At 69.9% G+C, this 21440-nt stretch carries 18 protein-coding genes; 4 read left to right on the top strand and 14 right to left on the bottom strand.

Annotated features, from left to right (window positions below):
• The first annotated feature begins 153 nt into the window (after positions 1-153).
• The gene (locus tag DJ81_RS07760) at positions 154-396 is read left to right on the top strand and encodes a hypothetical protein (RefSeq protein ID WP_094524002.1); all 243 of its coding nucleotides are present in this window, start codon (positions 154-156) and stop codon (positions 394-396) included.
• Between the two features lie 97 nt (positions 397-493).
• Positions 494-1954, top strand: coding sequence for a metallopeptidase TldD-related protein (locus tag DJ81_RS07755; protein WP_094589201.1), 1461 nt, complete (start codon positions 494-496; stop codon positions 1952-1954).
• Positions 1955-1959: 5 nt separating this feature from the next.
• On the opposite strand, the gene DJ81_RS07750 is transcribed toward DJ81_RS07755, so the two are convergent.
• The 9 genes from DJ81_RS07750 to glmM form a co-directional block, all read right to left on the bottom strand.
• Positions 1960-3051 (bottom strand): ABC transporter ATP-binding protein, encoded by a 1092-nt coding sequence (locus DJ81_RS07750; RefSeq protein ID WP_094524000.1) that lies wholly within the window; start codon positions 3049-3051, stop codon positions 1960-1962.
• Positions 3048-4088, bottom strand: coding sequence for an ABC transporter ATP-binding protein (locus DJ81_RS07745; protein ID WP_094523999.1), 1041 nt, complete (start codon positions 4086-4088; stop codon positions 3048-3050). Before DJ81_RS07745 ends, DJ81_RS07750 begins: the two co-directional genes overlap by 4 nt.
• On the bottom strand, positions 4085-5065 hold the full coding sequence (locus tag DJ81_RS07740; protein ID WP_094523998.1) for an ABC transporter permease: 981 nt from the start codon (positions 5063-5065) through the stop codon (positions 4085-4087). Before DJ81_RS07740 ends, DJ81_RS07745 begins: the two co-directional genes overlap by 4 nt.
• A 4-nt stretch (positions 5066-5069) precedes the next feature.
• Positions 5070-6053, bottom strand: coding sequence for an ABC transporter permease (locus DJ81_RS07735; RefSeq protein WP_094523997.1), 984 nt, complete (start codon positions 6051-6053; stop codon positions 5070-5072).
• A gap of 73 nt (positions 6054-6126) precedes the next feature.
• Entirely contained in the window at positions 6127-7848 is a 1722-nt protein-coding gene (locus DJ81_RS07730) for an ABC transporter substrate-binding protein (RefSeq protein ID WP_094589200.1), read from the bottom strand.
• Positions 7849-8126: 278 nt separating this feature from the next.
• Positions 8127-9176, bottom strand: coding sequence for a succinylglutamate desuccinylase/aspartoacylase family protein (locus tag DJ81_RS07725; RefSeq protein WP_094526720.1), 1050 nt, complete (start codon positions 9174-9176; stop codon positions 8127-8129).
• Positions 9177-9357: 181 nt separating this feature from the next.
• Positions 9358-11412, bottom strand: a complete 2055-nt coding sequence (locus tag DJ81_RS07720) for a CocE/NonD family hydrolase (protein ID WP_141212552.1) — start codon at positions 11410-11412, stop codon at positions 9358-9360.
• Positions 11409-12803 carry a M28 family metallopeptidase gene (locus DJ81_RS07715; protein WP_094526718.1) on the bottom strand — a complete coding sequence of 465 codons (1395 nt, stop codon included), beginning with the start codon at positions 12801-12803 and terminating at the stop codon, positions 11409-11411. The genes DJ81_RS07720 and DJ81_RS07715 overlap by 4 nt, the downstream gene beginning before the upstream one ends.
• Positions 12804-12873: 70 nt before the next feature.
• Entirely contained in the window at positions 12874-14196 is a 1323-nt protein-coding gene (gene glmM, locus DJ81_RS07710) for a phosphoglucosamine mutase (RefSeq protein ID WP_094589197.1), read from the bottom strand.
• Between the two features lie 277 nt (positions 14197-14473).
• On the opposite strand from glmM, the gene DJ81_RS07705 reads away from it, so the two are divergent.
• Positions 14474-14734, top strand: coding sequence for a hypothetical protein (locus tag DJ81_RS07705; protein WP_094526716.1), 261 nt, complete (start codon positions 14474-14476; stop codon positions 14732-14734).
• Between the two features lie 136 nt (positions 14735-14870).
• On the opposite strand, the gene DJ81_RS07700 is transcribed toward DJ81_RS07705, so the two are convergent.
• The gene (locus DJ81_RS07700; protein WP_094589195.1) at positions 14871-15170 is read right to left on the bottom strand and encodes an amphi-Trp domain-containing protein; all 300 of its coding nucleotides are present in this window, start codon (positions 15168-15170) and stop codon (positions 14871-14873) included.
• Between the two features lie 344 nt (positions 15171-15514).
• Positions 15515-16486 (bottom strand): phosphoadenosine phosphosulfate reductase family protein, encoded by a 972-nt coding sequence (locus DJ81_RS07695; RefSeq protein ID WP_094526714.1) that lies wholly within the window; start codon positions 16484-16486, stop codon positions 15515-15517.
• Between the two features lie 125 nt (positions 16487-16611).
• Between DJ81_RS07695 and DJ81_RS07690 the strand changes: the two genes are divergently transcribed.
• Complete coding sequence (locus DJ81_RS07690; protein WP_094589193.1) at positions 16612-17958, top strand: alkaline phosphatase family protein; 1347 nt, start codon at positions 16612-16614, stop codon at positions 17956-17958.
• A 66-nt stretch (positions 17959-18024) separates the two neighbouring features.
• On the opposite strand, the gene DJ81_RS18755 is transcribed toward DJ81_RS07690, so the two are convergent.
• The 3 genes from DJ81_RS18755 to DJ81_RS07675 are packed head-to-tail and all read right to left on the bottom strand — an operon-like array spanning position 18025 to position 21383.
• Positions 18025-19509: a hypothetical protein gene (locus DJ81_RS18755; RefSeq protein ID WP_141212551.1), complete on the bottom strand. Its 1485-nt coding sequence runs from the start codon at positions 19507-19509 to the stop codon at positions 18025-18027.
• Entirely contained in the window at positions 19506-20582 is a 1077-nt protein-coding gene (locus DJ81_RS07680) for a M48 family metalloprotease (RefSeq protein ID WP_094528288.1), read from the bottom strand. The genes DJ81_RS18755 and DJ81_RS07680 overlap by 4 nt, the downstream gene beginning before the upstream one ends.
• Positions 20583-20615: 33 nt before the next feature.
• Complete coding sequence (locus tag DJ81_RS07675; protein ID WP_094589191.1) at positions 20616-21383, bottom strand: hypothetical protein; 768 nt, start codon at positions 21381-21383, stop codon at positions 20616-20618.
• Between the last annotated feature and the right edge of the window lie 57 nt (positions 21384-21440).

Here is a 21440-nt window from a genome sequence, read left to right as displayed (position 1 = left end):
GTCTCGTGGGCTCGGGGTCCGGAGGCGACGGCCGTAGCCCGCCCGTGGGTCCGTAGACCCGTGGTCTCGAACGCCGACCGCGAGGGCATAGGAGAGAGCCGAACGCGCCCCTCGAAGCCCAACGTTGATACGTCCCGCGTCGGATTCACGTGCATGAACCTCCCTCGCGTGCCGAAACAGCGGTGGGCGAGGGCGACCCTCGGGCTCTCGCTGCTGTTCGCGGTCGGCGCCGTCGCCTACTTCGCTATCGCCGGGGCGCCGATTCAGGGCGTCGTCCTCGGCCTCCTCGTCTTCGGCGCCGGCTACTGGGAGTACAGGAAGAAACTCCAAGAGAAGCGAGTGGCGAGGGAGTACGAGGCCAAAGCCGAGGAGCAGCGCCGGGACGGCGGGAACTGATCGGCGGGACGCGCTCCGCGCCGGTCCGGGCCCCGTCCCCGGAAATCGCCGCCGGAGAGTCCGGGGTTTCATGTGAGTGAACGGAGATACCACGAGCATGAGCGACGGACGCGAGAGCGTGTCGGACGCGATGGACTGGCTACTCGACGAGTTCGAGGCGGACGACGCGGTGTCGTACGCGGAGGTCGGCGGCGTCTACCAGGAGAAGACCGACCTCGTCGTCACCGGCGACGGCCCCCGGAACGCGACGGAGTTCACCGAGACGGGCGTGTGGCTCCGCGTCTTCGCCGACGGCGCGGCCGACTACCGCTACACGAACGCGCTCGACGAGGAGAGCCTGCGCGACGCCGCCGACCGGGCGATCCGGAGCGGCGAGGTGCTCGCGCAGGAGGAGCCCGGGCGGTTCGACGCCTACACGGTTCACCGGGGGACCCACGGCGGCTGGGCGGACGAGGGGATACACGCCCGCCCGCTCGACGAGAAGGTCGCCGCGGTGGAGGACGGGCTCGCGGCGGCGGACGACCTCGCCCTCGACCGCCGGTGGGCGAACTACACGGACGCGCACGTCGAGGAGGCGGTCGGCACCACGACCGGGAGCGTCGTCCGCACGACGCTCGACCGGGCGAAAGTCGATTTCAGCCTCTCGCTCGCCGACGGGCCGAAGGTGAGCCGTCACGCCGGGTCGACGGCGGGGGCGGCCTTCCTCGACGAGATGGGTGACGCGTTCGCGACCGCTGCGGCCGACGCGCGCTCGCTGTCGGGCGCCGACCCGGTCGACGCGCCGTCCGGGGAGGCGACGGTCGCGTTGAGCCCTGAAGCGGCCGGCCAGCTGTTCCACTTCGTGTCGCACTACCTCGAGACCGACACCTGCTACATGGGGATGAGCCCCTACGCCGTCGGCGACCGGATCGGTCCCGACGACCTCGATATCGAGGACGGGATCCGCGCCGGCTCGTGGGCCGCCCGCGCCTACGACACCGAGGTGAAGCCGACCACGCCGACGCGGCTGGTCTCGGACGGGCGGATCGAGCGACGGCTCCACAACACCACCACCGCCGCCGAGGAGGACGCCTATCCGGCGGGCAACAGCGTCCCGAGCCTCGGGTTCGCCGAGCCGCCGCGGATCCACGCCCGCCACCTCGAAGTCGGCGCCGGCGACGCCGACCCCGGAGCGCTCCGCGAGGGCGCCGACGTGTACGTCGAGCGGTTCGGGGAGCCGTGGTTCCGCGACGAGTTCGAACGCGTCCAGCGGGAGGGGTTGTTCCCGCCGAGCGCCCTCTACGCGAGGGACATCGACCGGAAGAGCGAGGACCGGCCCGACTGCGGTTCCGCGGAGTTCCCGGTCGCCGAGGCGTACCGGCTCGACGGCGGAGCGCGGGCCGGCCGCGTCGACGGGCTCGCCGTGGACTACACGCCCGAGGTGTTGGAGACGATATCGCGGATCGGGACCGTCCGCGAAACCGTGACGGGCGTCTGCGAGAAACACAAGTCGCGGCTCCCGTTCGCGGTGACCGCGCCGGGCGTCCGACTGACGGCGCCGATCCGCGAGAAGCAGTAACGGGCCTAGTCGTCGGCCGGCGTCGACTCGGCGCCGTCACCGGCCGCCGCGGACGGCCTCCCCTCGAGCTCCTCGTAGGGGTCGTACCCCTCCGCGCTCTCGTAGAGGTGACAGGCGACCTCCTGTTCGAACGCCGTCTTCGCCTCGAGCGGCGGCACCACCTGGTCGCAGACGTCGCCGATGTAGTCGGGACACCGGTCTTTGAACCGACAGCCGGTCGGGACGTCGACGATGTCGCCGACCTCCCCTTGGAGCTCGACGCGCTCCCGTCCCACCGAGGGGTCGGGGACCGGGACCGCGTTGATGAGCGCCTGGGTGTACGGGTGCTGGGGGTTCTCGATGACCTGGTCGGTGGGGCCCTTCTCGACGATCTTTCCCATGTACATGATCGCCAGCCGGTCGCACATGTGCCGGAGCAGCGAGAGGTCGTGGCTGATGTAGACGACTGAGAGGCCGAACTCTTCGGTCATCCGGTCGAGAAGCGAGAGGACGCCCGCACGGAGGCTCACGTCGAGCATCGACACCGGCTCGTCGGCGACGATGAAGTCCGGGTCGAGCACGAGCGCCCGCGCGATGGCGACACGCTGACGCTGGCCGCCCGACAGCTCGTGCGGGTACTGGTTGAAGTACTGTTCGGGCGGGAGCAGCTCCGCGAACTCCAGGGCGCGCTGGACCCGCGCCGTCTCGTTGCGGATGTCGTGGATCCGCAGCGGCTCGGCGACGGTGTCGTACACCGTCATCCGCGGGTTCAGGCTCTCGAAGGGGTCTTGGAAGATCATCTGCGCGTTCTGCCTGAACCGCTTGATCTCGGCGTCGCTCGCCTCGGAGAGCCGCGTGTCGTCGTAGACGATGTCGCCGGCGGTCGGCTCGTGGAGCTTCACCATCGACATGCCGGTCGTGGTCTTGCCGCAGCCCGACTCGCCCGCCAGCCCGAGCGTCTCCCCCTGGCGGAGCTCGAAGCTCACCCCGTCGACCGCGTGGACGTAGTCGGGCCCGCCGCCGCCGAACGACTCCATCAGGCTCGCGATCCAGCCCTGATTGACCTTGAAGTGTTTCTTCAGGTCCTCGACTTCGAGGAGGACGTCGTTGCCGCTCATTCCTCGACACCACCGTCGGGGGCGGCGGTCGTCTGGTTCCACGTCCCGGGGTCATCCGCGTACGGCCGAAGCTCGGTGTCGATCTCGTCCGCGTAGTGACAGTACGACCGGAGCCCGTTCTCGTAGTGGGCCTCGGGCTCCTCCTCTCGGCACCGGTCCGTCGCCATCGGACAGCGCTCGGCGAACCGGCACCCCTGCGGCGGATCGATGAGTTCCGGCGGGTACCCCGAGATGGAGAGGAGGTCTTGGTTGCTCTGTCGGATGTTCGGGAACGCGCGCTTCAGCCCGATCGTGTACGGGTGATACGGTTGGTCGAATATCTCTTCGACCGGACCTTCCTCGGCGACCTTCCCGGCGTACATCACGATGACGCGGTCACAGGTCTCGGCGACGACGCTCACGTCGTGCGTGATGACTAGCATCGAGGAGTTGATCTCCTCTTGGATCGAGCCGATCCGCTTGAGGATCTGGTCTTGCATGATGACGTCGAGCGCCGTGGTGGGCTCGTCCGCCAGCATCAGCGACGGTTCGAGCGCGAGCGCCATCGCGATCATGGCGCGCTGGCGCATCCCCCCGGAGAACTGGTGGGGGTAGTCGTCGGCGCGCTCCGGGTCCAACCCGACGAGCTCGAACATCTCCGTGACGATCTCCTCGGATTCCACGCGGCCGGTTCCCGGCCGGTGGGTCTCGATCGCCTCGACGATCTGCTCGCGGATGGTGTACACCGGATCCAGCGAGTTCATCGCCGACTGGGCGATCATGGAGATCTCCTCCCACTTGAGGCGGCGGCGCTGGGGCTCGGGCATCTCCGTCAGGTCGTCGCCTTTGAAGTTGATGCTCCCGTTGTTGATGTAGCCGGCGTCGGGGAGGATACCGATGATCGCCTTCGCGAGCGTGGTCTTCCCGCAGCCCGACTCGCCGACGATGCCGAGGTTCTCCCCCTGTTCGAGTTCGAAGGAGACGCCGTCGACCGCCTGTGCCGGCCCGTCTTCGGTCTCGTAGTAGACTTCGAGGTCTTCGACTTCCAATTGGCTCATTGTAGTTTGGGGTTCGTGATCTCTTCGTAGCCGCGGCCGATGAGGAAACCGCTGATGACGAGCAGGCCGATGCAGATTCCCGGCGGCACGAACCACCACCACGCCCCGAACGAGAGCGCGGAGTAGGCGCGGGAGGCCTGCAGCATCGTTCCCCACGAGACCGTGTTGGGGTCGCCGAGACCGATGAAGGAGACGCCGGCCTCGGCGAGGATGGCCCACGCGATGCCGAACGACCCGTAGAGGAACGTCATCGGGAGCACGTTGGGCGCGAGGTGTCTGCTGATGATGTGCCAGTCGCTGGCGCCGGCGACCTCTGCGGCCTTCACGAACGGGCGCTCACGGAGCGACAGCGACTGCGAGCGGATGACGCGGGCGGTCGAGCGCCACTGGAGGACGATCAGCGCGAGGATGATGTTCCAGAGGTTCGGCCCCAACACCGCGACGAGGACGATGACCGTCGGGAGCAGCGGCATCCCGTAGAGGAAGTCGACGAGCCGCATCAGCGCGTCGTCGACCTTCCCGCCGTAGTAGCCCGCGACGAGCCCGACGAGGGTACCGATCCCCGCGGTGAACACCGCGGCGATGATGCCGACCATCAGCGCCGCGCGCGTGCCGTACACGAGCTGACTGAAGATGTCGTAGCCCGCGGCCGTCGTTCCGAGCAGGTACTCGGAGTCCGCGCCGAGCAGCGACGGCTCCACCCACTTGTCGATGAGGACCCCGGCGTCGCCCTGGTACTGCCGGACGAGGGGCTGGTGGGTCGCGATGTACGGCGCGAAGATGGCGATGACGACGAACCCCGCCACCGTGAGCATCGAGAGCTTGACCGACAGCTCGTCGGTCAGCATCCCCCAGTGTTCTCGGAGGGTCTCCCGCCAGAGGCGGAACGTCCGCTGCCACTTGTTGACCTCCGCGTCGGTACTGGCGTCGTCGAGGTCGGTGAATATCGACTGGCTCGATTGTTCTTTTTGGGCCATTGTGTTAGTCGTAAGTCACCCGCGGGTCGAGGTAGCCGTACGCGAGGTCCGCGAGGAAGTTCAGGAAGATGATGGTCGACGCGAGCACGATGAACGTCCCCTGCGCGACGGGGAAGTCGCGTCGGAGCACCGCGCGGACCATCTCCCGGCCGATACCGGGCCACGCGAACACCGTCTCGATGAGGACGCTCCCCCCGACGGCGTAGCCGAGGGCGATCGCCGCCGCGGTGATGATCGGCAGGAGGGCGTTGCGGGCGGCGTGTTTGAACATGATCGTCCGCTCTTTGAGTCCCTTCGCGCGACAGACGTCGATGAAGTCCTCGGAGAGCACCTCGAGCATGCTCGAGCGCATGATCAACAGCGGGTACCCCATGTAGTAGAAGGCGAGCACCGCCGCCGGGGCGATGAGGTGACGGACGAAGTCCATCGTGAACACCATATCGAGGAACCCAGTGCTCTGCCCGCCGGTGCCGAGACTGGTCATCCCGCTCATCGGGATGACGCCGAAGGTCGCGCCGAAGATCCACAGCACGATGAGGCCGACGTAGAACGTCGGCACGCTGCGGGCGGTCAGGGCGGTGATGACCGTGCTCCGCTCGAAGCGGGAGCCGCGGTACCACCCCGACAACACCCCGAGCGTGATGCCGATGGCGTACGCGATGACGAACGCCGTCAGCATGAGCACGAGCGTGTTCGGCAGGTACGTCGCGATGACGTCGGTGACCGGTTGGTTCGAGTGGAACGACTGGCCGAAGTTCAACACGACGAGGTTCTCGAGGAACCGGAAGTACTGGATGTACAACGGGTCGTTGAGTCCGTAGCTCTCGATGAGCTGTCTGCGGGCCTCCTGCGTCATCTGCGAGGAGATCACGTACGACGTCGGATCGCCGGGCATGAGCCTGAACAGCCCGAACAGGACCGTCCCGACGGCCCACAGCGTCACCACGAGCTGGAGCGTGCGCCTGACGACGAAACTAGCTTTTCCCATGTTACTTGCTCACTGGTATCACAGTTATTCGTTTAAACTTTGTGTCGATAAAGCCGTGGAACGGCCGTTCGCTCTACTCAGGCGCCTGAATGGCGCCGTCGTCGTTCCACGTGTAGCCGGCCTCCTCGAGCCGGCTCCGGGCGGCGTCGATGCTCTCCTCGTACTCGGTGACGTCCTCGGTGTGGAGCGGCCCGAACGCCGGCGAGACGATGTTGAACCCGCGCTCCGGGAAGCCGAACAGGATCTGGTCGACGATGGCCGTCCGCGGGATGGCCTCGACCAGCGCCTTCCGCATCTGGACGTCGCCGAGTCCCTCCTGGCGCTCGTTGGGGGTGAACATCCAGAACGTCGGAGCGGTTTGGAACTGGGTCCCGATGTTCTCGTTGTCCTGGTTCTGGTCGAGCTGGCGGTCGATCCGGCCGAACGGCTCGTAGTTGAGTTCGCCGTTGATGAGGTTCTCCCACACCGTCGACGCCTCGGGGATGACGCGCCAGAAGCGCTCTTCGAAGCTGACGGGCGCGAAGTGGTCGTCGAACTTGACCATCCCGAACTCGCTGCCCTGCTCCCAGTAGTCGAACATCATCGGACCGCTCCCGACGGGCTCCTCGATGTTCGCCTGACTGGGGTTGTCCCGGTCGGCCCACATGTGCTCGGGGATGATCGGGAGGAGGTTCGCGACCGCGAGGTTGAACGGCCCGAGCGCCTCGGCCATGTTGATCCGAACCGTCTCCTCGTCGACGACCTCCGCGCTGTCGATGTACTGCGACTGCGTGGAGTACAGCGGCACCTCGTTGTCGTTGATGTAGTTGTACGTGAACGCGACGTCCTCGGCCGTGAGGTCCTCGCCGTCGTGCCACGAGTGGTCGGTCCGGATCGTGTACTCCATCGTGGTCTCGTCGACGCGGTTCCAGTCGGTCGCGAGGCTGACTTCCGGGTCCGGCTCGGCGTTGTTGTTGAGCTGGACCAGGAAGTCGTACATCATGTTGAACTGGTAGACGTGCTTGCTCTCGTCGTTGTGCCCGAGCACGTTCATCGTCGAGAGCGTCTCCGGCCAGTACCCCTTCAGGGTGCTCGTGTCGCCCTCCATCTCCAGGTTGATCATCGTCCAGTACGAGTTGAACCCGTTCGCGAGGTCCGCCTGCCAGTTGCTCACCTGGTTGCTGTTGAAGATGGCCGCCTGGGGCATCTGGGTAATGGGCATCGTCGGCACGTCGTCCATCAGGATCTGCTGGATCTCGTGACACTGGTCGATCCGGGTGTCGGCGTCCGGCTCGCCCAGGTAGTTGCCCATCAGCTCGTCGAGGTCGGGGTTCTCGTACCCCGAGTAGTTGCCCTCGCCGGGGTCGGTGTTCCCCGAGTTGAACAGGTTGTTCAGCTCGGTCACCGGCTCCGAGACGAAGAACGTGTGCCACGTCGCGAAGCTGTAGTTGTACTCCTGGGAGACGCGACTGAACAGCGTCCCCCACTCGAGCACGTCGACCTCCATGTCGAGGCCGAGCTCGTCACCGAACTGGCTCGCGATGAGGTTGATCGCGTCGTGTCGCGGTGGGTTGTAGCTCTGCGCGTTGTTGACGTAGGTGTACGTCGGGAGGTTACTTCCCTCGTTGCCGGCTTCGTCGCCGCCGTCGCTGCCGTCCTCGCTGCTGTCGTTGCCGTCGCCGCCGTCGCCGCCGTCGCCGCCGTCGCCGCCGTCGCCGCCGCTACAGCCGGCGAGGGCCGTGAGACCGGCCGTACCGCCCGCAGTCGTCGCTTTCAGGAACTTGCGTCGATTAACGTCCTCGTCTGACAGGACCATGGAACGGCCTACCATTTCAGGAGATAGTATATAAATTTACGGCCCATCCGCTTCAGCAGTCTTTTATGCATATAACGTGGGAGACAACCGCCGTTTCACCCTGGGAATGTACTGTTTTGGCCCCTATTTCTGAACCCACATATCCTCATGGTCGTTAATTATAAACAATCGAAACACCGAGCCCGCGTTCGATTCGGCCTCGTCCCCCGACCGCGCGGTGTTCGCCCGCTGAAGGCGGCGAAAGGGCCGGCCCGTCCGAGGGACCGGGGCGAACGGCCTCACTCCGACTCGACCAACAGCGGGTCGTCGTCGGGGACCGCCATGTCGAGTAGCACGTCGTTCTCGTACACCGCGGCGCGCTCGCGGCGGCTGAGGACGTATCCGTCGCGGTCGGCGGCGACTTCGGACTTCAGCTCGCCGTGCTGGTCGACGATTTCGGCGACGACGTCGCCCGCCTCGACGAAGTCGCCCTCCGTCGCCCGATAGCGGACGATCCCCGCGACGTCGGTGTGGGGACCGTCGAACCGCCTGAGGTCGCCGTCGCGGTCGAACGCGAACTCGGGGTGCCGGTCGGCGGGCCGGTCAACCATTTCGAGCGCGTGGAGGACGTTCCAGACGCCGTCGACGGCCGCCGCGACGACGTCGCGCTCGACGACGAGCCGGCCGCCGAGCTCCGGCGTGAACGCGAGGATCCCGTCGGCGACGGCCGCGCCGCTGAGCGAGTGCTGGAGATCGCGGGTCTCGGTCTCGTCCGGCGGGAACTGGTTGACGACCGGCAGCCCGAAGGCCTCCGTCAGTTCGATGAGCCGGTCGCGGAGCACCGCCGCGTCCGAGACGCTCCGGTCCTCGCCGTACGAGACCCGCGGCTGAATGGTGTATGGGTGGGTCGCGACCCACGAGGTGTGAAGCGAGACGAGCGCGTCGGCCGTCGCGCGGATGTCGTCGTATATCCGGTCGCAGATCACCTGTTGGACGCGCGGCGGCGTCTTCGAGCCGTCGTCACGACCGAAGTAGCGGTTGGGGTCGTCGCCGTGATAGGAGGACGTCCGGGAGGCGGTTCGGAACCCCGTGGGGTTCATCACCGGGAGACAGACGACCGCCCCCGCGAGCTCGGCGACGTCGACTCGCTCCGAGAGGTCGTGTATCACCGCCGTTCCGGTCGGCTCGTCGCCGTGGATCGTGCCCGTTACCCACACCGTCGGACCGGTCTCGCCGCCGTTGAGCACCGTCACCGGGAGGTCCTCTGACCCCCCGACCGGGAGCTCCGTCACCGTCCGGTGCCCGGTCGCCGTCTCGCCGGGGCCGGCCTCGGCCGTGCCGACCTTCATCGGTCTCCCCCGTCGTGCCCTCGGTGGTCGTCGTTTCGAGCGGTCATCACGTCGCTTCGAGTGGGCCCGGCACTATCAGTTTATGTGCTGACTTGTGCTCCGGCGGGCGAGCGGACAGACGCGACCGCGGCGCACGCCGGCGGGCGGAGGCGACCGCGGCGCGGACGAGACCGCCGGTCACTCACCGGGTCCACTCGCCCTCGTACAGCGTGGTTCCCTCGTGAGCGACCGTCGTCCGGACGCGACACTCCGACGGGGAGATCCGGCTCGTCGCGTCCACGAGGAACGTTCCGAGGTCGTTCTCGACGGTCATCCGGTGGTGGTTCCGGGCGTCGATCGACGCCGGATCGCCCCCGTCGACCGTCGCCTCGTGAGTCGACTCGGCGGCGAACGCTCCGTGCGGGAGGTCGACGCGCTGCTCGCTCGACTTGACGGCGCGGACCCCGTCCGAGACGTGCGTCCGCGACGTCTCCCACTCGGTCGATCCGGTCGCCCGCTCGGCGCGCGCGGAGATCCGTTCCTCGTCCGGTCCCGCCATCCGGATCGCGTCGGCGAACGCGGGGTCGGCCGCCGCGTGCCGGCGGCCGGGGAACCGCAGGCGAGACGGCGCGGCCGGGCTCGACCGAACCGTGATCGGCTCGCCGAGCGACGGCCCGTCCGGTCCGGGAATCGCCGCCACCTCGGGGAAGAGCGCCGTCCCGACCGCGAGTCGGATCCGGTGACCCGCCTCGAACAGGTGCGACGTCGGCTCCAGCGCGACAGCGAGGTCCGTCTCCTCGTCCGTCGGCAGCGGGTCTCGAGAGTCCAGCCCGTCGCGGAAGGCGCCGCGGACCGCCCCGTGCGCGACCGTCCGACCCCGACCGGCGGGGTCGACGTCGACCAGTCGCACGACGACCGTCGGGTCCGGGACGGGAGATTCGATCCGGAGTTCGACCTCGCCCGTCCCGGTGAGCTCCACGGGCCGGTCGAGCGGGTCGGTGTCGAACGCGAGCGTCCGCGCGTCGTCGTCGTTCGTGAGCGGCGGCGCGGTCGCCGCGCCGTACGGGTCGACGGAGGCGAGCCCGACGGTCGGGTCCGGCTCACAGGCGAACGCGGCCGCTTCCGAGAACTCGCGAGCCGTCGCGGTCGACCCGTCGAATTCGTCGTCCCAGTCGAGGACGTCGGCGCCGTCGGGAACGTCGGCGCCATCGGCCGCGAGCCCGTCCGGCGTGAGCGCGAACGCCATCCGGTCCGCGCCCCCGTCGCCGAGGGTCGGCCACGCGTCGAGCCCGCGCCAGACCCCCGCGCGAGTCCCGCCGCCCTCCCGCTCGGTCCAGACCCGGTAGGGCGGGTGATCGAGGACGCCGGTGTCCGCGTCGCGCAGGAACCGGTCGAACCAGTCGGCCACCTGCCGGCGGAAGTCGACGGCCGACTCGCGGCCGCGGTGGGGCATCCGGTGGCGCCACGGGCCGAGCAGGACGCGGGTCGGCGCGTCGATCCGGTCGACGTACCGGAGCGTGTCTTCGGTGTAGGGGTCGCGCCAGCCGTCGACGGCGAGGACGGGCACGTCGATCCGCTCGACCGGTATCGCTTTGTCCGCCCAGTACTCCCCGTCGGGGCCGGCGTCGAGGAACTGGAACAGCCACGGGTCGCGGTCGTCGAGTTGACCGAGCCGTTCCAGCCACGCGTCGAGCGACGCCGGGTCGCCGGACGGATCCGAGGGCGGTTTCGCGTCGAGCGCCTGCATCAGCGTGAGCCAGTCCATCCCGATGGTGAGCAGCTCGAAGAGGCCGCCGTAGGTGTACGCGTTCCTGACCCCCTCGAACGGGGTGTGGATCGGGACGATCGCCTCGAGCGCGTCCGGGCGCTGCGCGGCGGCGTCGAGCGCGGTGATCCCGCCGTAGGACTTCCCGAACATCCCGACCTTCCCGGTCGTCCACGGGCGGTCGGCCAGCCAGTCGACGATCGCGGCCGGCTCTTCGCCCTCCCGGCGCGTGAACGGTTCGTCGATGAACCCCGTCGACCCGCCCGTGCCGACCATGTCGGCCGCGATAACCTCGTAGCCCCGGGCGGCGAGGTACCGGTTGAGCGGGTCGTACCCGCCGTACGTGATGCTGTCCTGTTGCGGGTACGGCACGTAGTTGAGGAGCGCCGGCGACGGACCGGGCTCGTCGACGGGCTCGTAGCGGGTCGCCGCGACGGTCTCGTCGCCGACGGGGATCCGGAGTCCCTCGTGGCGGGCGATCCGCCCGGTCACTGCAGCTCGTCGGCCCACGGCCACGGTCGGTCGTCGCCCCACGGCCAGGAGTCCGTCGCCTTCATCCCGACGTCGTGGCCCTCCGCTATCGTCTCCTCTTTCACCGACTCGGGGTCGCGGCCCGCGACCTCGCGGTCCGCCTCGGCCAGTTTCGCGACCCCCGCCGCGGACAGCACCGTCAGCTCGCGTAAGTCCCGGACGTCGAGCTTGTCGAGGGTGTCGCCGTGCGTGTGGCCCCACCCCCGGCCGCTGTCCTCGGCGGTCGAGCGGCCCTGCGCCGCGGCGACGCCGCGCTGGGCGAACGGCCAGTGGTCGCTGTGCGGGCGGAGCCCGTCCTCGACCGCGATCGGCACGCCGAACTCGTCGCTCACCTCCTCGAACGCCTCGCCGATCTCCGGCGCGCCGTGGGGGTAGATCTCGAGGTCCCGCGAGTAGCCCGCGCCGTCCATGTTAACGACGCATTTCACGCGGTCGAGGTCGTGGGTGTGCGACCAGTAGTACGAGCCGTAGAGCCCGGTCTCCTCGGCCCCGAAGACGAGGAGCCGGACGCGCGTCTCGAGCTCGTCTTCGATCGACGCGAGCGCCCGGCCCACGCCGACGACGAGCGCCGACCCGAACCCGTTGTCGTTCGCGCCGACACCCACGTCGTGGGCGTCCACGTGCGCGGTGTACAACACCTCCTCGTCGGTGTCGGGGCCGACGACGGCCTCGACGTTCGCGGAGGTGGCCGGCTCGTTCCGCGCCTCGACCGAGAGCGTCGCCTCGACGCCGCGGTCCGCCTCGGCGTCGTCGCAGTGGCGCACGAGTCGGTCGCCGAGCTCCTTGCTCAGCCCGACGGCCGGGATCGGCCCCGGCCCGTTCGTGTGGCCGACGTCGCCGGTCGGCGGGAGCGCCCCCTCGATGTGGTTGTAAAACAGGAACCCCTCCGCGCCCGACTCGGCCGCGTAGTCGTACTTCTCGCTCCGGTGGACCCACCGGTCGTAGTCGTCGGGGGTGAGGCTCGACGCCATCGCGATGCATCCCGAGAGGTCGACGCCCTCGAAGTCCTCCGGGAGGCCGTGACCCATGTCGACGATACTCCCGGTGACCGTCCCCGACGGCGTGCCCGGAAGCTCGACGAGCTCGTGGCTCCCGTCGAACGTCGTCGATCGGCCGCCGCGATCGACGGTGAGGGAGGCCTCCCCGCGCCACCAGCCGGGGATCGGGAACGGCGTCGTCGAGACCTCGTCGAGCCCCGCGTCCTCGAACGCCTCGGCCACGAGCGACGCCCCCGCGGCCTCGCCCTCGTGGCCGGGCATCCGATCGCCGAGGTCTGCGAGGTCGCCGAGCAGCTCCCACGCGGTCGATTCCGTGTACGCGTCACCGACGGTCTCGGACGGCAGGGTTGTCATACGCTCCCACACACGTGCGTCTCGTATATGATTCCGCGGGGACGGCGGGAGGATTGCCGGGAGATCGCGGTCAGTCCGCGTCGCTCGCTCGGTCCACGAGCCCGCGGGCGGTCGCGAACAGCTCGTCGGCGTCGCTCTCGTCCCGCGCCTCGGCGGTGATCCGAACCAGCGGCTCGGTCCCGCTCGCTCGCACGAGGAACCAGCCCGCCTCCGTCTCCACTCGTATCCCGTCGAGCGCGGACACGTCGTCGAACTCCTCGCGGGCGAGGTCGGCGACGCGGTCGACCACGGCTCGCTTCTCGTCGAGTCGGATCGAGTCCCGCCGGATCGGGTACGACGGGAGGTCGTCGACGAGTCCGGCCAGCGACCCCGCCGCGCCGACCAGCGCGGCCAGCGTGCAGGCGGCGAGCGGGCCGTCGGGACAGCGCGTCCGGTCGGGCCAGATCCACGCGCCGCTGGGTTCGCCGCCGAACGCGACGTCCGGCTGCCGCGTCTCGGCGGCCACGTACGCGTCGCCGACGGGCGTGTACGTCACCTCGGCGCCGACCTCGGCGAGCGCGTCGGCGACGAGGAGGCTCGTGTCGACCGGCACCGCCACGCGGTCGCCCGCCTCGGCCTCCCGCCGGGCGAACAGCGCGAGCAGCGCGTCCCCCGAGACGAACCGTCCGCGCTCGTCGATCGCCATCAGCCGGTCGGCGTCGCCGTCGTGGACGACCCCGAGGTCCGCGTCGGTCGCCTCGACGACCGCGCGGGCCGTCGCGCAGTTCTCGGCGGTCGGCTCGCTCGGCCGCCCCGGGAACCGACCGTCTCGCTGGGCGTTGAGCGTCTCCACGTCGCAGCCGGCCGCGTGGAGCGCGTCGGCGGTGACGCGCCCGACGCCGTTCCCGAGGTCGACGACGACGGCGAGGTCGTCCGGGAGCGCGACCGACTCCCGGAGGGCGCGCTCGTGGCGGTCCCGGGCGCCCTCCAGCCGGCGGTGGGACCCGAGCTCGTCCCACGCCGCGAACTCGAACGCCTCCGCCTCGACGACGTCCGCGATCCGGGCGTTCGCGTCCTCGTCGAACGCGCTGCCGTCCGCGCTCCAGAGCTTGATCCCGTTGTCGGGCGCCGGGTTGTGCGAGGCGGTGACGACGACGCCGGCGTCCGCGCCCTCGGCGACGACCGCGCGGGCGACGGTCGGCGTCGACTGGACGCCGACGTCGACGACGTCGCCGCCGCACTCGGTGATTCCGGCGGAGAGGGCGCGGCTCAGCGTTCGCCCGCTCTCGCGCGCGTCCCGGCCGAGAACGACGGTGTCGGCGCCGTCCGTCGCGAGCGCGCGGCCGACGTCGAGCGCGAGGCTCGCGGTGATCTCGTCGCCGACGCGTCCACGGACGCCGCTCGTCCCGAACATACCGCGGTTTCACCGCCGGGCGAAAAGACGTTTCTGGTCCGATCCGGGGAACCGGGGCCTCGCACACCGGCGGAGGGGGCCGAGCGCGACGCCGACCGCCTCGAACGACCACCGGCGGAGACGCGCTCAGCCGCCCGATACCGGAGTGGCCCGTGATTCCCCGTGTACCCGGGCTGACGATTCGCTACCCGCCGGGCGATTCGGGCTCTGCGGGGCTCGGTAGTGGGGCTCTCAGAGCGCCCACCTATGTTATGCGTGTCGGCGTCCCTTCCCCGCTATGTCGTCACCTCCGTTTATCGACCCCGAATCGGGAGAGTTGGACGTCCGGCAGATCCGAGCGGAGGCGTTCCCGCTCGCGGGCCTCATCGTCCTGTTCGGCGGTGCGGCCCTGCTGTTGTTCCTGATCTCCCTGCTGGTCGGCGGGAGCTCCCTGCTCGTCGGATTCCTCACCGTCGTCTCGCAGTTCGTGATCGCCGTCGGCACCGGGATCACGCTGATGTACGTCGTCGCGCGGGGGATTCAGCTCGCGGATCGCTGAACGCGGGGAATTGAACGCGGACCGCTGAACGCGGACCGCTGCGCGTGCCGCGGACGTGCGCCGGTGAGGCTAGCCCCGCGCGACCTGAACGAGCGGGAGCGCCGCCGAAACGCCGCCAAAACGACGGCGGGCCGTCTCACTCGACGTTCGGCGCTTCCTCGTCCGTTCGACCCGGGAGCGCCAGTTCGACCTCGAGTTCGGGCTCGCCGACGCCCTCGAAGTCGATCTCGAGTTCGACCGGCTCACCGAACGCGAACGGGAGCTCCCACTCGTCGGTTGCGATCGTCAGTTCGTCCCCGTCGCGGAGCTGTTCGCCGAGCTCGATCAGGAACTTGCCCGCCTCGCTCGCGTCCAGCCGGTACTCCTGTTCGAAGTCGCGGCCGGTTCGAATGACTGTGCGCTCGGTCTCGTCGGTGTCGGATTCGGTGTGTGACATGTGGGTGGTCCGCTCGAACGTCGTCGACGGTCACGTCGCTCGCATTCCCTCCGACCGCGGTCCCGGATCGCCCGGAGCATCGACGTGTCGGGGGGTTCGCGGGCCGATACGTCGGGGACTCGTGTGCCTCTGGATCCGATGTCTGGGAACTCGTGTGCCTCTGGATCCGACGCTGGCTCGGAACAGGGGTGGATATCAGTGACCGTCGGACCATTTAGGTGGGCCTAAAACAAAAGCGGTGCGGTTCGCGTCGTCGACGGTCAGCGCGTGGGTCGCCGACCGGAAACGGGCGGATAGTCGAACGGATCGACCGTCGGCGTCGGAACGAGAGGTCCCGCCGAGCGTTACATGTAGCCGAGGTCGCGGAGCCGCTCCATCAGGTCCTCTTTGTCCTGAGCGCGGCCGGCGCGCTCGGTCGTCCCCTCGAGGTCTTGGAGCCACGCCGGTTCCTCGGTCGTCTTGTCCGTGGACACCTCGCTGCCGAGCGAGCGGAAGCCCGCGAAGTACTTCGGCGAGATGGGGACGTCTTCCTGGGTGACTCCGTCGGGGAGGTCCTCGGCCGAGTCGGGGACGTACCCCTCGTCGGGGAACGCCTCGACCGTGTCGGGGACGACGTAGTTCCAGAACGCCTCCCAGACGTCGGCCTCGGCGAACTGCAGGATGGGTTGGATGCGGTCGTGCGGCGGGAACAGCTCCGGGTCGTGGCGCGGCGAGAAGAACGTCTCGTCCGCGCGCGCCTCCTGTTCGTCCCACCGCACGCCCGAGATGACCCCGTCGATGTCGTACTCTTCGAGCGCGTCGTTGAGCGCGACCGTCTTCAGCAGGTGATTCCCCACGTACGTGTCCAACAGGAACGGGAACGACTCCTCCTCGTACTCGAGAATCTCGCGGATGTGGTGCTGGTTGTGCTCGGAGAGAGCGTCGACGGGGATGTCGTCGCCGGGTTCGAGCCCGTGGTCGTCGACGTAGGCGCCGACGTCCTCGTTGCGGGCGTACACCAGGTCGATCTCCCACTCGTCGGCCCAGCGCTCGACGAAGTCGGTGATCGAGTCGAAGTGCTGGAAGTGGTCGATGAAGACGGCGGTCGGCTTCTCGTAGCCGTACTCCTCGGCCACCTGATTGATGAAGTACAGCGTCAGCGTCGAGTCCTTCCCGCCGGTCCACATCACCGCCGGGTTCTCGTACTGCTCGAGCCCCCGCCGCGTGACCTCGATCGCCTTCTCCAGCTTGTGTTGCAACGACGGGTAGTCCGCCGGATCCTCGCCCTCGCCGTCGGTGTAATCGACGTCGACGCTCGCCGGGAAGTCATCGCTCATACGGGCTGAGTGTCAGTGCGAAGCGAAATAGGCCTTCTGAATCCGAACCGCGCCGTCGCTCCCGGCGATCGGGTCCCGCTCGGCGTAGCACAAGGGATATGTCGGCGGAACCGGACTACCGGGTCATGGGACTGTTCGACCGGCTGCGCGGCGACGACGACGAGCGCGTCGTCTTCCTCGGCATCGACGGCGTACCGTACGACCTCGTTCAGGAGCACCCCGACGTGTTCGAGAACCTGACCGACATCGCCGAGACGGGATCGGCCGGGCGCTTGGAGAGCATCGTACCGCCCGAGTCGAGCGCGTGCTGGCCGAGCCTCACGACCGGCGTGAACCCCGGCGAGACGGGCGTGTACGGCTTCCAAGACCGCGAGGTCGACTCCTACGAGACGTACGTCCCGATGGGGCGGCACGTGAAGGCGACGCGGCTGTGGGACCGCGTCACCGACGCGGGCCGGGACGCGACCGTGCTCAACGTCCCCGTCACCTTCCCGCCGTCGACGCGGATCCAGCGACAGGTCTCCGGCTTCCTCTCGCCCGGGCTCGACGCCGCCGCGAGCGACGACGCGGTCGAGCGGGTGCTCGAAGACCGGGACTACCGCATCGACGTGAACGCGAAGCTCGGCCACGACGAGGACAAGAGCGAGTTCATCGAGAACGCTCACGCCACCCTCGACGCCCGACAGGACGTGTTCACCCACTACCTCGATCAGGACGACTGGGACCTGTTTTTCGGCGTGTTCATGAGCACCGACCGGGTCAACCACTTCCTGTTCGGCGACTACGCGAACGACGGGACGTACGGCGACGACTTCCTCGACTTCTACCGCACGCTCGACGGTTACATCGGCGAGATCCGCGACTCGCTCGACGACGACACGACGCTGATCGTCGCCTCCGACCACGGCTTCACCGAGCTGGAGTGGGAGGTGAACTGCAACGAGTTCCTCGCCGGCGAGGGCTGGCTCTCGTACGACGATGACGACCACGACTCGCTCGAGGACATCGACGACGAGGCGCGGGCGTACTCGCTCATCCCCGGGCGCTTCTACCTCAATCTCGAGGGCCGCGAACCCGAGGGCGTCGTCCCCGAGTCGGAGTACGAGGCGGTCCGCGATGAGCTCCGCGCCGACCTGGAGGGGCTCACCGGCCCCGACGGCCGGCAGGTGTGCAAGCGGATCGTGAACGGCGAGGACGCCTTCGACGGCGCCCACGACGAGATCGCGCCGGACCTCGTCGTCATCCCCGCGGACGGCTTCGACCTGAAGTCCGGCTTCGGGGGCAAGGAGGCCGTCTTCACCGAGGGGCCGCGAAACGGGATGCACAAGTTCGAGAACTCGCTGCTGTACACGACTGACCCCGACGTCGACGTCGCGGGCTCGAACCTCTTCGACGTCGCGCCGACGATTCTGGACCTGATGGACGTCGACGCCGACGCCGACTTCGACGGCGAGAGCCTCATCGCGGAGTAGACCGTCACCGTCGCGGGCGCACCGCCGGTTCCGCCGCCGGGCTCGGCGCCGATTCCGCGGGCGACCTCAGCCGAGGAGCGACCAGCGCTCGCCCGGTTCGGCCCGAAACCCGTACAGGTCCTCTCCGTCGACGGCTATCAGCCGTCCTCCGACGGCGAACAGCTCCTCGACGCGGACGCCCTCCGGGAGGGGGGCGGACCAGCGACCGTCCCCGTCGGCGCCGACCGCGACGAGCGCGGGTCCCGGCTCGACTCCGTCTCCGCCCGAGTCCTCGCCGACGCCGTAGATTCCGCGATCGTCGACGGCCGTCGGGCGGGAGGCCGGGAGACCCGCGTGCTCCCACGCGACCTCGCCGGCAGCGACGTCGAGCGCCCGGACGACCTCGCCGCGGTGGAGGTACACGCGCCGCCCGGCGTCGTCGCCGCCGCTCGTTGCGGCGTCGTCCCCGCTCGCCCCGCCGACGGGCGGGCGCTCGTTCGGCGCCGGCACGTCCAACGCGAACCGCGGGCCGAGGTCGCGGTCGAACCCGCGCACAGACGGCCCGCCGTCGGCGGCGACCACGACGGCGTCGTCGACGACGGTGAGCCAGTCGACGCCGGCCTCGAGCGACCGGGTCGCCGACCGCTCGCCGGCCGCGTCGAACCGGGCGATCCGGGCGCCCCCCGAGTCGCCCTCGTCGACGGCGACCCAAACGGCGTCCCCGTCGACAGCGACGCGGTCGGGGGAGAGCGAGCGCGGCGACCCGTCGCCCGCGTCGGGCCACGCCTCTGCCACCGCGAAGGCGCGATCGCCGGAGCCGGCGTCGAGGACCACCGCGTCGTCACGCGTGACGGCGACCGCGAGACGTCCGCCCGCGCGGACGGCGTCGACGGTCACCGCGGGCGCGTCGCCGGTCGCACCGTCGTCGTCATCGGTCGCACCGTCGTCGTCATCGGTCGCACCGTCGTCGTCATCGGTCGCACCGTCGTCGTCATCGGTCGCACCGTCGTCGTCATCGGTCGCACCGTCGTCGTCGCCGGTCCCGCCGTCGGCGCTCTCGGCGACCGCGTCGGTCCGCCAGCGGACGGGGTCTGGCTCGTCGGCCTCGTCGCCGTCGCTGTCGGCGGTGTCGACCGTCGGGTCGTCGAGGTCGAGCGCGGCGCGCTCGCGGTCGATCGCGGTGACGCGGCCGCCCTCGACGGGGACGAACACCGACGTCTCGGTGACGGCCGGGACGCCCGTCGCCTGTCGGTCGGTCTCCGCCTCGAGCCGGGCGTCGCCGGCCGGGTCGAGGCCGGTCACCTCGGCGTTCTCGTAGTCGCGCCACGCGTCCTCCTCGAAGTCGAACGTCCGTCCCGACTGGTTCCGGACGACGAACAGCCGGTCGCCCGCGGGGCGGAACCACCGGTCGCCGGCGCCGAACATCCCGCCGCCCCCGAGCGACGACTCCCACGCGAGGTCGCCGCCGCCGGGGCGGTAGCCGCAGCCGGCGAGCGCGCCCGCGAGACCGACGCCGGCGGTCGCGAGGAACCGGCGCCGTGAGGGGTGTCCGGGGGAGCCACGCCCCGTCACGCGGCCTCACCCGCGCGCTCGCGGAGCCGCCGGACCCGCTCGCGGGTCGGGGGATGGGTCTCCGGGAACACGTCGGTGCTCACCAGCTCCTCGTCGCCGAACGCGCGGCTCTCCAGCGGCGCGACGTACAGCGCCTCGGCGCCGCCGTCGAACTCGCGGAGGTCGCGTTCGGGCACCGCCGGCATCGATTCGTCGAGCGTCTCCAGCGCGCTCGCGAGCGCCGCCGGCGACCCCGTGATCTCGGCGGCCGCGCCGTCGGCCGCGTACTCGCGGTACCGCGAGAGCACCCGGTGAATGAGGACGCTCCCGAACCAGAACATCGCCGAGACGGTGAGCGTGAGGACCGCGCTCACCGTGATCACGACGATCCCGACCGCGAGCGCCCGGCCGTCGCGGTTCCCGCCCGACCCGCCGCCGACGCTGAGGAATCGGAACAGGCCGTAGAGGACGTAGAAGGCGAGCACGGCGAGGTAGTAGGTGACGGTCGGGAGCACCCACGCGACGGTCATCAGACTGGCGTCGCGGTTCGCGAGGTGCGCGAGCTCGTGGGCCACCACGGCGTCGCGCTCGTCGTCGTCGAGCGCCTCCAACAGCGCGGTCGTGACGACGACGGTGCCGTTCCCGGGCGTCCCGACCGCGAAGGCGTTCGGCAGCTCGGTCCGCGCGACCGCCACGTCCGGCTTCGGGACGTCCGCCTGCGCGGCCAGCCGCGTGACGGCGGCGTGGAGCTCCGGGTACTCGTCGGGCGACACCCGCCGCCCGCCGACGGAGCGGAGGACGGTCCGCGGGCCGTACCGGTACTGGACCGCGAGTCCGACGAGGACGACGACCGTCAGGAGGACGGGGTCGACGTAGAACTCGCCCGTGTACGGGCGCTCGTTCGCCCACTCCAACAGGGGGAGCCCGACCGCGTTGATCAGGAAGACGAACGCGTAGACGAACGCGAACGGGAGCGCGATCACCAGTCCGGTCGCGATCGCCATCCGGAGGCGGAGCCGCTGGTCTCGGTCGAGCCGGTTCGGCGGGGCGAGCGCGCGGAGGGGACGGAGGAGGTCGGCGATGGAGGGCGACATCGTATGCGACGGCCGCGTAGGACTGCCGCCGGCTTAAATCTGCTCGGTCGGCGTCGAACACCGCATACAGAGCACGTCGGTGCCGGCCCAGTTGACGTCGTTCGATCCGCAGCTCGGACACCGGTGCGTCTCGTTGCCGTACTCGGTCGTGCCCCGCGGCGCCGCGAGGTGGCCGTCCGCGACCGCCTTCTCGACGAGGCCGGCGAAGCGCTGCTTTTTGATCCGGGCGCGGTGCGCGAGGAAGTCGCCCGCCCTGGCGGGGTCCGACCCGTGGAGGTCCTCCCACTGGATCGCGATCTCGCCGTTCGCCTGCCCGCGGGCGACCTGCTTGATCGTCGCCGCCGCGGCGCCGAACAGCGGGGTCGTCGCGAGCGCCTGCGGCGAGTCGATCGCGTCGCCGGCGGTCGCGTACCGCTCCGCGGCGTCGTCGTAGGCCTCCGCGGCGCCGTCGAGCCCGCCGGCGACGCGGAAGTCGGCGACGAACTCCCCGAGGCAGGCCGTCTGCCCGGGCGCGTCGAGGACGCGCTGGAAGTCGCGCGTCGCGGCGATCCCCTCGACCGCTCGCTGGGTGGCGCGGCCGTCGACGCCCGCGACCCGGTACGCGACGGTCGCGGCGAGCAGGTGTTGGAGCCCCTGGCCGATCCACCCCTTCTCGTCCGGCGCGAACGGGTCGAGGTCCTCGCGCGGGTCGGCGAGCACGCGCCGCCCGCCGCGCGTGTATCGGTCGCCGGCGCGCTCGTACTCGCGGACCGCGAGCGCGTCCACCGCCGCGTCGTGGTGGCCGCCGTCCTGCGTGTTCATACCGATCCCACGTGCGCCACGGGATTATCGCTGGCGGTCGTCGAGCCGCCGCGCGGC

The organism is Halorubrum sp. Hd13 (assembly GCF_002252755.1).
Taxonomy (GTDB): Archaea; Halobacteriota; Halobacteria; order Halobacteriales; family Haloferacaceae; genus Halorubrum.
This window is presented reverse-complemented; position numbering and strand designations above follow the sequence as displayed.